Source organism: Pseudomonas sp. SP16.1 (genome assembly GCF_052682975.1).
On the sequence record NZ_JBQYFZ010000001.1, the window covers coordinates 1,721,366 to 1,733,924 of the forward strand.

Below are 12,559 nucleotides of genomic sequence, written 5' to 3' on the forward strand. Positions count from 1 at the left end.
TGTCGTGCCGCTTATTTATGCAGATGCTCGGCGGCGTGCAGGGTGTTTTCCAGGAGGCCTGCGCGGGTCATCGGGCCGACGCCACCTGGCACCGGGGTAATCCAGCCGGCGCGGGGCAGGGCGGTCTCGTAGACCACGTCGCCGACCAGCTTGCCGTCTTCCTGGCGGTTGATGCCGACATCGATGACGATGGCGCCCGGCTTGATCCACTCGCCCTTGACCAGGCCCGGCTTGCCGGCGGCGACCACAACGATGTCTGCCTGGCCGACGTGGCTGGCCAGATCCTTGGTGAAACGGTGGGTAACGGTCACGGTGCAGCCGGCCAGCAGCAGCTCCATGGCCATGGGGCGACCGACGATGTTCGACGCGCCGACCACCACCGCGTGCAAGCCATAGAGATCGACGCCGGTGCTTTCCAGCAGGGTCATGATGCCTTTCGGTGTGCAGGGGCGCAGCAGCGGCATGCGCTGCGCCAGGCGGCCGATGTTGTAGGGGTGGAAACCATCCACATCCTTGTCCGGGCGGATGCGCTCGAGCAGCAGCGAGGAATCCAGGTGCTCGGGCAGCGGCAACTGCACCAGGATGCCGTCGATGGTCGGGTCGTCGTTGAGTTCGTCGATCAGGGCGAGCAGATCGGCCTGGCTGGTCTCGGCCGGCAGGTCGTAGGCGCGGGAGAGGAAACCGACCTCTTCGCAGTCCTTGCGTTTGTGGGACACATAGACCTGGGAGGCAGGATCGGTTCCGACCAGGATCACGGCCAGACCCGGAGCGCGTAGGCCTTGCTGGCGGCGCTCGGCGACACGTTGGGCAATCTGCTGGCGGAGGCTGGCGGCGATCGCCTTGCCGTCGATCAGTTGTGCGGTCATTGCGCTGATTAACCATTTATAAGGATGGAAAAAGGACGCGCATTCTCGCATGGGCGCTCCCCTGGGCAAAGGCGCCCGCCGTCGTTTTCGCGTAACTCCTTTATATCGCTGAATTTTTTTGATTTTTTCTGTTGACGGGGGGTGGGCGCCTCTATAACATTCGCCCCGCTTGTCGAGCACAGCCAGTCGCTGGGTAAGACGGCAGCGGCAAAAACCTTGTGGTAGAGCCTAAGCCGAAAGCTTTAAGTCTGCGCTTGCAGATGGATAGGCGCCCGTAGCTCAGCTGGATAGAGCATCCGCCTTCTAAGCGGATGGTCGCAGGTTCGAGTCCTGCCGGGCGTGCCATTTGGCAGCTAGGCATGCAAGCAAAAGCAATATGGTGGGCGTAGCTCAGTTGGTAGAGCACAGGATTGTGGCTCCTGGTGTCGTGGGTTCGATTCCCATCGTCCACCCCATATTCCAGAACGCCAGGCCCCAAAGCCTGGCGTTTTTGTTTTAAGGTTCCGGCCACGCGGACGTGGTGAAATTGGTAGACACACCAGATTTAGGTTCTGGCGCCGCAAGGTGTGAGAGTTCGAGTCTCTCCGTCCGCACCATCTTTATATAAAGCCGCCCGACTGCCGCCTGCTTCTAGGGTGACTTCTGCACATCGACCCTCTAGAATGCATGCCCTTGATTCGGGGCCGGTTCGAGCCGGCTTATGTCTGTGCAACGAGGAATATCCATGCAAGTTTCTGTTGAAAGCACTTCTGCTCTTGAGCGCCGCATGACCGTCGGCGTCCCCGTCGAGCGCATCGAGACCGAAGTCAACAAGCGTCTGCAGCAGACTGCCCGTCGCGCCAAGGTACCCGGCTTCCGTCCTGGCAAGGTGCCGATGAGCGTCATCCGTCAGCGTTATGAAGATGCCGCTCGTCAGGAAGCTCTGGGTGACCTGATCCAATCCACTTTCTATGAAGCCGTGGTCGAGCAGAAACTGAACCCGGCTGGTGCGCCGTCCGTCGAGCCGAAGTCCTTCGAGAAGGGCAAGGATCTGGAGTACGTCGCCACCTTCGAAGTGTTCCCCGAGTTCCAGGTTTCCGGCTTCGATACCATCGCCATCGAGCGCCTGCAGGCCGAGGTCGCTGACAGCGACGTCGACAACATGCTGGACATCCTGCGCAAGCAGAACACCCGTTTCGAAACTGTCGAGCGCGCTGCCGAGAATGGCGACCAGTTGAACATCGACTTCGTCGGCAAGATCGACGGCGAGGCGTTCGCCGGCGGCAGTGCCAAGGGCACCCAGCTGGTGCTGGGCTCCGGCCGCATGATTCCAGGCTTCGAAGACGCCCTGGTCGGTGCCAAGGCCGGTGAAGAGCGTGTGATCAACCCGACCTTCCCGGACGACTACCAGAATCTCGATCTGGCCGGCAAGACCGCCGAGTTCACCGTCACCGTGAACGGCGTTTCCGCCCCGCAACTGCCTGAGCTGAACGACGAGTTCTTCGCCCTGTTCGGTATCAAGGAAGGCGGTCTGGAAGGCTTCCGCGCCGAAGTTCGCAAGAACATGGAGCGCGAGCTGCGTCAGGCGATCAAATCCAAGGTCAAGAACCAGGTAATGGACGGCCTGCTGGCTGCCAACCCGGTCGAAGTGCCGAAGGCTCTGATCGGCAACGAAGTGAACCGTCTGCGCGTGCAGGCCGTTCAGCAGTTCGGTGGCAACATCAAGCCGGATCAACTGCCGGCCGAGCTGTTCGAGGAGCAGGCCAAGCGCCGTGTCGTGCTGGGCCTGATCGTCGCCGAGGTGGTCAAGCAGTTCGAGCTCAAGCCCGACGAAGCTCGCGTACGCGAGCTGATCCAGGAAATGGCCTCGGCCTATCAGGAGCCCGAGCAGGTTGTGGCCTGGTACTACAAGAACGACCAGCAGATGAACGAAGTCCGTTCGGTTGTACTGGAAGAACAAGTTGTAGATACTGTTCTGCAGAAGGCCAACGTGACCGATAAAGCGGTTTCCTACGAAGATGCGGTCAAGCCGGCGGAAGCTCCGAAAGCCGACTGACCTCGTCTCCTCGTTCGAGCACACCACCATAAGCCAGCCTCAGTGCTGGCTTATGCGTATTTGAGACATGACTATTAGGGAGTGAGCGCAAGACATGTCCCGCAATCCTTTTCTGCAAAACATGCCGGAAATCCAGGCTGCCGGCGGCCTGGTGCCGATGGTCATCGAGCAATCGGCTCGTGGCGAGCGTGCCTATGACATCTATTCGCGTCTGCTCAAGGAGCGCGTGATCTTTCTGGTGGGCCCGGTCGAGGACTACATGGCCAACCTGATCTGCGCCCAGCTGCTGTTCCTGGAGGCGGAGAATCCGGACAAGGACATCCATCTCTACATCAATTCGCCAGGTGGTTCGGTGACTGCCGGCATGGCCATCTACGACACCATGCAGTTCATCAAGGCGGACGTTTCCACCACCTGCATCGGTCAGGCGTGCAGTATGGGTGCCTTCCTGCTGGCCGGTGGCGCCAAGGGCAAGCGCTTCTGTCTGCCGAATTCGCGCGTGATGATTCACCAGCCGCTTGGCGGTTTCCAGGGGCAGGCGTCGGACATCGAGATCCACGCCAAGGAAATCCTCTTTATCCGTGAGCGCTTGAACGAGCTGCTGGCTCACCACACCGGTCAGAGCCTGGAAACCATCGAGCGTGATACCAATCGCGACAATTTCATGAGTGCCGCGCGCGCCGTGGAATACGGTCTCGTCGATGCCGTCCATGAAAAGCGTCAAATGCCGGTCTAGATGAGGCGCCGGCTGCGGGCATCCTTCACTGGCGCGACCTGCGCCCTTGAAAATGCCCGCATTTGCCTTCATCTTGTGTTTCAGGCCTACCGTATTGGATTGATCGAATGACTGATACCCGTAACGGCGAGGACAGTGGCAAACTGCTTTATTGCTCCTTCTGCGGCAAAAGCCAGCATGAAGTGCGCAAATTGATTGCCGGTCCTTCCGTCTTCATCTGCGACGAATGCGTCGACCTGTGCAATGACATCATCCGCGAGGAGGTGCAAGAGGCCCAGGCGGAGAGCAGCGCGCACAAATTGCCGGCTCCCAAGGAGATCAGCGGCATCCTCGATCAGTATGTGATCGGTCAGGAGCGCGCGAAGAAGGTGCTTTCCGTAGCGGTGTACAACCACTACAAGCGCCTGAATCAGCGTGACAAGAAGGATGACGTCGAGCTGGGCAAGAGCAACATCCTGTTAATCGGCCCCACCGGTTCGGGCAAGACTCTGCTGGCTGAAACACTCGCGCGCCTGCTCAATGTGCCGTTCACCATTGCCGACGCCACCACCCTGACCGAGGCCGGTTACGTGGGGGAGGACGTCGAGAACATCATCCAGAAGCTGCTGCAGAAGTGCGACTACGATGTCGAGAAGGCCCAGATGGGCATCGTCTACATCGACGAGATCGACAAGATCTCCCGTAAGTCCGACAACCCCTCCATCACCCGTGACGTCTCGGGCGAGGGGGTGCAGCAGGCGCTGCTCAAGCTGATCGAGGGTACCGTTGCTTCCGTGCCGCCCCAGGGTGGACGCAAGCATCCCCAGCAGGAGTTCCTGCAGGTCGATACGCGCAACATCCTGTTCATCTGCGGCGGCGCCTTCGCGGGTCTGGAGAAGGTCATTCAGGCCCGTTCCACCAAGGGCGGCATCGGCTTCGGCGCCGAGGTTCGCAGCAAGCAGGAAGGCAAGAAGATCGGCGAATCGCTGCGCGAGGTCGAGCCGGACGATCTGGTCAAGTTCGGCCTGATTCCTGAGTTCGTCGGCCGTCTGCCAGTGATCGCGACCCTCGAAGAGCTGGATGAGGCGGCGCTGGTGCAGATTCTGACCGAGCCGAAGAACGCGCTGACCAAGCAGTACGCCAAGCTGTTCGAAATGGAGGGCGTGGATCTGGAGTTCCGCCCGGATGCGCTGAAATCCGTCGCGCACAAGGCGCTCGAGCGCAAGACCGGTGCCCGTGGCCTGCGTTCGATCCTCGAAGGCATCCTGCTCGACACCATGTACGAGATCCCGTCCCAGCAGGACGTGAGCAAGGTGGTGATCGACGAGAGCGTCATCGAGGGTTCGTCCAAGCCGCTGTTGATCTACGAGAACAGTGAGCCGCAGGCCAAGGCTGCGCCAGACGCCTAGATCGGCTGTTACACCGTGCAAAGAAGGGGCCTTACGGCCCCTTCGCTTTTCTAGCCCTGGCGCTTGTTTTTTGTCGGAGCTGCCCCCATCTTAAAAGCCAAGGGTAATCCCGCCTGTTTACGGCCCTATGGCCGCCGCTGAGCCGAAATCATGAAGACAACCATCGAATTGCCTCTCCTGCCATTGCGCGATGTTGTGGTCTATCCGCATATGGTCATCCCGCTTTTCGTCGGCCGGGAGAAATCCATCGAGGCCCTCGAGGCAGCGATGACGGGTGACAAGCAGATCCTTCTGGTCGCCCAGAAGAATCCTGCCGTCGATGATCCGGATGATCAGGATCTGTATCGCGTCGGTACCGTGGCCACCGTCCTGCAGCTGCTCAAGCTGCCCGATGGCACCGTCAAGGTGTTGGTCGAGGGCGAGCAGCGTGGCGCCATCGAACGCTTCATCGAGCTTCAGGATCACTGCCGCGCAGAAGTCCAGTTGTTGGAAGAGGGTGATACCGCCGAGCGCGAGTCGGAGGTCTTCACCCGTAGTCTCTTGAGTCAGTTCGAACAATATGTGCAGCTGGGCAAGAAAGTGCCGGCCGAGGTGCTGTCGTCGCTCAACGGCATCGATGAACCGAGCCGCCTGGTGGACACCATGGCTGCGCACATGGCGCTGAAGATCGAGCAGAAGCAGGAAATTCTCGAAATCACTTCGCTGTCCGCCCGTGTCGAGCACGTGCTGGCCCTACTGGATGCTGAGATCGACCTGCTGCAGGTGGAAAAGCGCATCCGTGGTCGGGTCAAGAAGCAGATGGAGCGCAGCCAGCGCGAGTACTACCTGAACGAGCAGATGAAGGCCATCCAGAAGGAGCTCGGCGACATCGATGAGGGCCACAGTGAGCTGGACGAGTTGCGCAAGCGCATCGATAACGCCGGCCTGTCCAAGGAGGCGTTGACGAAGGCCAATGCCGAGCTGAACAAGCTCAAGCAGATGTCGCCGATGTCGGCCGAGGCTACCGTGGTGCGCTCCTATATCGATTGGCTTGTCAACGTGCCGTGGAAGGCCGAGAGCAAGGTGCGCATGGATCTGGCGCGTGCCGAGGCGATCCTGGACGCCGACCATTACGGTTTGGAAGAGGTCAAGGAGCGCATCCTCGAATACCTCGCCGTGCAGAAGCGGGTGAAGAAGATCAAGGGGCCGGTGTTGTGTCTGGTTGGCCCGCCCGGCGTGGGCAAGACCTCGCTTGCGGAATCCATCGCCAGTGCCACCAATCGCAAGTTCGTGCGCATGGCCCTGGGCGGCGTGCGTGACGAGGCTGAGATTCGCGGGCACCGCCGCACCTATATCGGCTCCATGCCGGGGCGCCTGATCCAGAAGATGACCAAGGTCGGTGTGCGTAACCCGCTGTTTTTGCTCGACGAGATCGACAAGATGGGGCAGGACATGCGCGGCGATCCTTCGTCGGCGCTGCTTGAGGTGCTCGATCCGGAGCAGAACCACAACTTCAATGATCATTATCTGGAGGTCGACTACGACCTGTCGGACGTGATGTTCCTCTGCACTGCCAACTCGATGAACATCCCGGGGCCGTTGCTCGATCGTATGGAGGTGATCCGCCTGCCGGGCTATACCGAGGACGAAAAGGTCAATATCGCGATCAAGTACCTGGCGCCCAAGCAGATTCAGGCCAACGGCCTGAAGAAGGGGGAGCTGACGTTCACCGAGAGCGCGATTCGCGATGTGATCCGTTACTACACCCGCGAGGCCGGGGTGCGCAGCCTGGAGCGGCAAATCGCCAAGGTCTGCCGCAAGGTGGTCAAGGAGCATTCGGGTAGCAAGCGCTTCCAGGTGCAGATCACGGCGGAGTCGCTGGAGCATTTCCTCGGGGTGCGCAAGCATCGCTATGGTCTGGCCGAACAGCAGGATCAGGTCGGCCAGGTGACCGGGCTGGCCTGGACCCAGGTCGGTGGTGAACTGTTGACCATCGAGACGGCCGTGGTGCCGGGCAAGGGCGTATTGATCAAGACCGGCTCGCTCGGCGACGTCATGGCCGAGTCCATGACGGCGGCCATGACGGTGGTACGCAGTCGCGCCAAGAGCCTGGGGATCCCTGCAGATTTCAATGAGAAGCGCGACGTTCACATTCATATGCCGGAGGGCGCGACGCCTAAGGATGGCCCGAGTGCGGGCATTGGCCTGTGCACTGCCCTGGTTTCGGCCCTGACGCAGATTCCGGTGCGTGCCGATGTCGCCATGACCGGCGAGATCACTTTGCGGGGCCAGGTCTTGGCCATCGGTGGATTGAAGGAGAAACTTTTGGCGGCTCACCGAGGTGGGATCAAAACGGTGATCATTCCAGAAGAGAACGTACGTGATCTGAAAGAAATTCCGGAAAATATTAAGCAAGACCTGCAGATTAAACCGGTTAAATGGATTGACGAGGTCCTGCAAATTGCGCTGCAATACGCGCCGGAGCCCTTGCCCGATGCGGCTCCGGAGATGGTTGCAACGGATGACAAGCGCGAGTCTGATTCCAAGGAGCGAATCAGCACGCATTAGCCGGGGGGCTTCCTTGACACAATTTTTGAGCCCTTGATATAAAGCGGCTTTTATTGTGTCGGCAGGCCATCCAGCACCCGCTTTGCTTACACTAAAATCAAGAAACAAACTCAACAGAAATAAGGGGACTTAGAGTGAACAAGTCGGAACTGATCGATGCCATCGCCGCATCTGCTGATATCCCGAAAGCTGTTGCTGGCCGCGCGCTGGATGCAGTGATTGAATCCGTCACTGGCGCTCTGAAGGCTGGTGATTCCGTTGTACTGGTTGGTTTCGGTACCTTCGCTGTCAAAGAGCGCGCTGCTCGCACTGGCCGCAACCCGCAGACCGGCAAGCCGATCAGCATCGCTGCTGCCAAGATCCCGGGCTTCAAGGCCGGTAAAGCGCTGAAAGACGCCGTCAACTAAGCGTCTTCGGGGCTTTGCCCTGTCGCCGTGGAAACATTCTGCGGTGGCCGTGAAGTGGCGAGATGGGCAATCGCCGGCATCAGCCGCTTCGCACGTTACGAGAAGGCGCATCCCAGGATGCGCCTTTCTTCTATCCGGACATCACCCATACTGCGCGGTCGCCCGTAATTGCGGTCGTTCTGGGGGAAGCATGCTGCAAAACATCAGGGACAATTCACGCGGGTGGATTGCCAAAACCATCATCGGCCTCATCGTTCTGCTGCTGGCCTTTACCGGCTTCGAGGCCATCCTCACCGGTACCAGCAATAGCCAGAACGCGGCCGACGTCAATGGCGAAAAGGTCACGCTCAACGAACTGAGTCAGGCCGTGGAAATGCAGCGCCGGCAGCTGTTGCAGCAACTGGGTCGCGACTTTGATGCCTCGCTGCTCGACGAGCGCCTGCTGCGCGAGTCTGCTCTGAAGGGGCTCATCGATCGCAAGCTGCTGCTGCAGGGTGCCGGCGAGGCCGATTTCGCCTTCTCGCAGGCGGCGCTCGATCAGGTCATTCTGCAAACCCCTGAGTTCCAGGCCGATGGCCGTTTCGACGCCGCGCGTTTCGATCAGGTGATTCGTCAGATGGGCTATGGCCGTCTGCAGTTCCGCCAGATGCTGGAAGAGGAAATGCTGATCGGACAGCTGCGTGCCGGTCTCGGCGCCAGCAGCTTCGTCACCGAGCAGGAGGCGCGCGCGTTCGCAGGCCTGGAGCGGCAGACCCGCGATTTCGCCAGCCTGACGATCAAGGCCGATACTGCCTCCATCGAGTTGAGCGACGCCGACGTGCAGGCGTATTACGACGAACATAACAGCGAGTTCATGAGCCCCGAGCAAGTGGTGCTCGAATATGTCGAAGTGAACAAGGACGATTTCTTCGATCAGGTCGAAGTCAGCGACGATGATCTGCAGCCGCTGTATCAGAACGAAATCGCCAACCTCGCCGAACAGCGTCAGGCCGCTCATATCCTGATCGAAGGCGATGATCAGGCGGCGCGGACCAAGCTCGAGGAGATCAAGACGCGTGTGGAGGCAGGCGAGGACTTTGCCGCGTTGGCCAAGGAGTTCTCCCAGGATCCGGGCTCCGCTACCGATGGCGGCGATCTGGGTTATGCCGGTCGTGGTGTGTATGATCCCGCCTTCGAAGAAGCGCTTTACGCGCTGCAGCAGGGCCAGGTTTCCGAGCCGGTACAGAGCGAGTTCGGCTGGCACCTGATCAAATTGCTCGGCGTGCAGGCGCCCGAGGTGCCGAGTTTCGACAGTCTGAAGGAAAAGCTGGCGCGAGAGTACAAGGCGCAGCAGGTCGAGCAGCGTTTCGTCGAGGCCACCAAGCAGCTGGAGGATGCGGCGTTCGAGGCGTCCGATCTGGTGCAGCCGGCGCAGGAGCTGGGTCTGGAGGTCAAGGTCAGCGAGGCGGTCGGCCGCGAAGGCGGCGCCACTGGCGTGACTGCCAACCGGCAGGTGCTGCAGGCGGCGTTCAGTCCGGAAGTGCTGGAGGACGGCAACAACAGCTCCACCATCGAGCTGGACCCGAGCACGACGGTCGTGGTGCGGGTGAAAGAGCACAAGAAGCCCGAGCAACTGCCGTTGGAGCAGGTCGCCGACAGTATCCGCAGCCACTTGCTGCAGGAGCGCGCAAGCGCAGCGGCCAAGGCCGAGGGCGAGAAGCTGCTGGCGGCGGCGCAAGCCGGCGAGAACGACAGCGAGAGTTGGCAGGTTCAGGAAGCGGCAACCCGCAGCCAAGAGGGTGTCGAGCCCAAGGTGCTACAAGCGCTGTTCCGTATGCCCAAGCCGGCTGCTGGCGGAACGCCGACTTTTGCCGGCGTGACGCTGAACAATGGTGATTACGTGCTGCTGCGTCTGGACGGTGTGAATGTACCGGAGCAGGCGTTGAGCGAGGAGGAGCTGGGCATGTACCGTAACTTCCTGGCCTCGCGTGCCGGTCAGCAGGACTTCGCCGCCTATCGCAAGCAGCTCGAAGCCAGGGCCGATATCGAGCGTTTCTAAGTCGGTTCTCTCGCAATAAAAAACCCGCATCTGGTGCGGGTTTTTTATTGCCTGCCATTCCTGACTGCTGCTGCCGGCAATCTTCCATGCCGGCAGTTGTTCGATCAGTCTTCCATGGCGCCCATGGCAGTGGTGTTGAAACCGCCGTCGACGTACATGATCTCGCCGCTGATGCCCGAGGCCAGGTCGGAGCAGAGGAAGGCGCCGGCGTTGCCGACTTCCTCGATGGTGACGTTGCGGCGCAGCGGGGTCTGCTTCTCGTTGGCGGCCAGCATCTTGCGGAAGCTGGCGATGCCGCTGGCGGCCAGGGTACGGATCGGGCCGGCGGAGATGGCGTTGACGCGGGTGCCCTCCGGGCCGAGGCTGCCGGCCAGGTAGCGGACACCGGCTTCCAGGCTGGCCTTGGCCATGCCCATCACGTTGTAGTTGGGCATGGTGCGCTCGGCGCCCAGGTAGGAGAGGGTCAGCAGGCTGCCGTTGCGGCCTTTCATCATCTCGCGGCCGGCCTTGGCCAGGGCGACGAAGCTGTAGGCACTGATGTCGTGGGCGATCTTGAAGCCTTCACGGGTGGTCACTTCGGTGAAGTCGCCGTTGAGCTGATCGCCGGGGGCGAAGCCGACCGAGTGGACGATGCAGTCCAGGCCGTCCCACTTCTTGCTCAGCGCCTCGAATACGGCGGCGATTTCCTCGTCGCTGGCAACGTCGCAGGGGAAGCACAGGTCGGCGCTGGAGCCCCAGCCGGCGGCGAATTCTTCGACACGGCCCTTGAGCTTCTCGTTCTGGTAGGTGAAAGCCAGCTCGGCACCTTCGCGGTGCATGGCGGCGGCGATACCCGAGGCGATGGACAGTTTGCTGGCGACGCCAACGATGAGTACGCGCTTACCGGTTAGAAAACCCATTGTGCTATTCCTCTTCCTGTTTCAAGGATCAGTGCGCAGCCGTGGGAGCCATGAAGGCGGCTTCCAGCAGCTGCTGCGTATAAGGGTGCTGCGGTGCGCCGAAGATCGTCTCGGCAGACCCCTGTTCGACCACCTGGCCCTGCTTGACCACCATCAGTTGGTGGCTCAGCGCTCTGACTACCGCCAGGTCATGGCTGATAAACAGATAGGTCAGGTTGTACTTGGCCTGCAAGCCGCGCAACAGCTCCACCACCTGACGCTGTACCGTGCGGTCGAGCGCCGAGGTGGGCTCGTCCAGCAGGATCAGCGCCGGTTTCAACACCAGTGCCCGGGCAATGGCAATCCGCTGCCGTTGCCCGCCGGAAAACTCGTGGGGGTAGCGGTGCCGCGTCTGCGGATCCAGCCCTACCTCCAAAAGCGCGTCGATGATCGCTTGTTCCTGCTCCGCCTCGTTGCCCATGCGGTGAATGCGCAGGCCCTCGCCGACGATCTGGCCCACCGACATGCGCGGGCTGAGGCTGCCGAAGGGGTCCTGGAACACCACCTGCATCTGCCGCCTTAGCGGGCGTACTGCATGCTGGCTCAGGCCCTGCAGCTGCTGGCCCTGGAAGCGGATATCACCGCGGCTGGCGAGCAGTCGCAGGATGGCCATGCCGAGGGTGGATTTGCCGGAACCGCTTTCGCCCACGATCCCCAGGGTCTGGCCCTGGGGCAGGCTGAAGTTGATGCCGTCCACCGCCTTGACATGATCCACCGTCCGGCGCAGCAGGCCCTTCTTGATCGGGAACCATACGCGCAGGTCGTCCACTTCCAGCAGCGGCTCGCCCACGGGGTTGGCCGCCGGCTCGCCGCTGGGTTCGGCGCCGAGCAGTTCCTGGGTATAAGGATGCTGCGGCGCCTGGAACAATTGTTCACACGACGCCTGTTCGACGATGCGACCGCGCTGCATGACACATACGCGATGGGCAATTCTGCGCACCAGGTTGAGATCGTGGCTGATCAGCAGCAGCGACATGCCCAGGCGCGCCTGCAGATCCTTGAGCAATTCCAGGATTTTCAGCTGCACGGTGACGTCCAGCGCGGTGGTCGGCTCGTCGGCGATCAGCAGTTCGGGCTCGTTGGCCAGCGCCATGGCGATCATCACCCGCTGGCGTTGGCCGCCGGACAGTTCGTGCGGATAGGCCTTCAGGCGCTTCTTCGGCTCGGGGATGCCGACCAGCTCCAGCAGCTCGAGGGTGCGGGCGCTGGCGGCCTTGCCGCGCAGGCCCTTGTGCAGGGCGAGCACCTCGTTGATCTGCTTCTCGATGCTGTGCAGCGGGTTGAGCGAGGTCATCGGCTCCTGAAAGACCATGGCGATGCGGTTGCCGCGGATGCCGCGCAGGCGGCCTTCGCCGAGCTTGAGCAGGTCTTCGCCGGCGTACTCGATGCTACCGGCCGGATGGCGTGCCAGCGGGTAGGGCAGCAGGCGCAGGATCGAGTGCGCGGTGACCGACTTGCCCGAGCCGCTCTCGCCGACCAGGGCCAGGGTCTCGCCCTTGCGGATGTCGAAGCTGACCCCTTCGACCACACGTTGGCACTGCTCGCCCATGACGAATTCGACGGCCAGGTCGCGTACTTGCAGCAGGGTTTCGTGCTGGCTCATG

At 61.3% G+C, this 12,559-nt stretch carries 9 protein-coding genes and 3 tRNA genes; 9 read left to right on the plus strand and 3 right to left on the minus strand.

All coding sequences use genetic code 11. The annotated features are described in order from the left end of the window. Window positions 1-11: 11 nt before the first annotated feature. Window positions 12-866: a bifunctional methylenetetrahydrofolate dehydrogenase/methenyltetrahydrofolate cyclohydrolase FolD gene (folD, locus tag ACUTAF_RS08390; RefSeq protein WP_445579550.1), complete on the minus strand. Its 855-nt coding sequence runs from the start codon at window positions 864-866 to the stop codon at window positions 12-14. Between the two features lie 268 nt (window positions 867-1,134). Here folD and ACUTAF_RS08395 point away from each other — a divergent pair. The 9 genes from ACUTAF_RS08395 to ACUTAF_RS08435 all read left to right on the plus strand — a co-directional run bounded on the left by ACUTAF_RS08395 (window position 1,135) and on the right by ACUTAF_RS08435 (window position 10,017). After that, window positions 1,135-1,211, plus strand: a tRNA-Arg gene (locus tag ACUTAF_RS08395). Window positions 1,212-1,245: 34 nt separating this feature from the next. Beyond that, window positions 1,246-1,321, plus strand: a tRNA-His gene (locus tag ACUTAF_RS08400). Between the two features lie 56 nt (window positions 1,322-1,377). Further along, window positions 1,378-1,462, plus strand: a tRNA-Leu gene (locus tag ACUTAF_RS08405). Between the two features lie 128 nt (window positions 1,463-1,590). Continuing rightward, window positions 1,591-2,901, plus strand: a complete 1,311-nt coding sequence (gene tig, locus ACUTAF_RS08410; RefSeq protein ID WP_445579551.1) for a trigger factor — start codon at window positions 1,591-1,593, stop codon at window positions 2,899-2,901. Between the two features lie 94 nt (window positions 2,902-2,995). Further along, entirely contained in the window at window positions 2,996-3,637 is a 642-nt protein-coding gene (gene clpP, locus ACUTAF_RS08415) for an ATP-dependent Clp endopeptidase proteolytic subunit ClpP (protein WP_445579552.1), read from the plus strand. Window positions 3,638-3,744: 107 nt separating this feature from the next. Then, window positions 3,745-5,025: an ATP-dependent Clp protease ATP-binding subunit ClpX gene (clpX, locus tag ACUTAF_RS08420; RefSeq protein WP_445579553.1), complete on the plus strand. Its 1,281-nt coding sequence runs from the start codon at window positions 3,745-3,747 to the stop codon at window positions 5,023-5,025. A gap of 150 nt (window positions 5,026-5,175) precedes the next feature. Next, window positions 5,176-7,572 (plus strand): endopeptidase La, encoded by a 2,397-nt coding sequence (gene lon / locus ACUTAF_RS08425; RefSeq protein WP_445579554.1) that lies wholly within the window; start codon window positions 5,176-5,178, stop codon window positions 7,570-7,572. 134 nt (window positions 7,573-7,706) lie between these two features. Next, window positions 7,707-7,979, plus strand: coding sequence for a nucleoid-associated protein HU-beta (gene hupB / locus ACUTAF_RS08430; protein WP_003239952.1), 273 nt, complete (start codon window positions 7,707-7,709; stop codon window positions 7,977-7,979). 190 nt (window positions 7,980-8,169) lie between these two features. Further along, the gene (locus ACUTAF_RS08435; RefSeq protein WP_445579555.1) at window positions 8,170-10,017 is read left to right on the plus strand and encodes a SurA N-terminal domain-containing protein; all 1,848 of its coding nucleotides are present in this window, start codon (window positions 8,170-8,172) and stop codon (window positions 10,015-10,017) included. 104 nt (window positions 10,018-10,121) lie between these two features. On the opposite strand, the gene fabI is transcribed toward ACUTAF_RS08435, so the two are convergent. After that, on the minus strand, window positions 10,122-10,916 hold the full coding sequence (gene fabI / locus ACUTAF_RS08440) for an enoyl-ACP reductase FabI (RefSeq protein WP_024308006.1): 795 nt from the start codon (window positions 10,914-10,916) through the stop codon (window positions 10,122-10,124). 28 nt (window positions 10,917-10,944) lie between these two features. Continuing rightward, on the minus strand, window positions 10,945-12,558 hold the full coding sequence (locus ACUTAF_RS08445) for an ABC transporter ATP-binding protein (protein ID WP_445579556.1): 1,614 nt from the start codon (window positions 12,556-12,558) through the stop codon (window positions 10,945-10,947). Window position 12,559: the final 1 nt, after the last annotated feature.

Excerpts from the sequence above, each read along its gene's own strand:
- folD (WP_445579550.1), bottom strand. The coding sequence starts at position 866 with ATGACCGCACAACTGATCGACGGCAAGGCGATCGCCGCCAGCCTCCGC.
- tig (WP_445579551.1), top strand. The coding sequence starts at position 1,591 with ATGCAAGTTTCTGTTGAAAGCACTTCTGCTCTTGAGCGCCGCATGACC.
- clpP (WP_445579552.1), top strand. The coding sequence starts at position 2,996 with ATGTCCCGCAATCCTTTTCTGCAAAACATGCCGGAAATCCAGGCTGCC.
- clpX (WP_445579553.1), top strand. The coding sequence starts at position 3,745 with ATGACTGATACCCGTAACGGCGAGGACAGTGGCAAACTGCTTTATTGC.
- lon (WP_445579554.1), top strand. The coding sequence starts at position 5,176 with ATGAAGACAACCATCGAATTGCCTCTCCTGCCATTGCGCGATGTTGTG.
- ACUTAF_RS08435 (WP_445579555.1), top strand. The coding sequence starts at position 8,170 with ATGCTGCAAAACATCAGGGACAATTCACGCGGGTGGATTGCCAAAACC.
- fabI (WP_024308006.1), bottom strand. The coding sequence starts at position 10,916 with ATGGGTTTTCTAACCGGTAAGCGCGTACTCATCGTTGGCGTCGCCAGC.
- ACUTAF_RS08445 (WP_445579556.1), bottom strand. The coding sequence starts at position 12,558 with ATGAGCCAGCACGAAACCCTGCTGCAAGTACGCGACCTGGCCGTCGAA.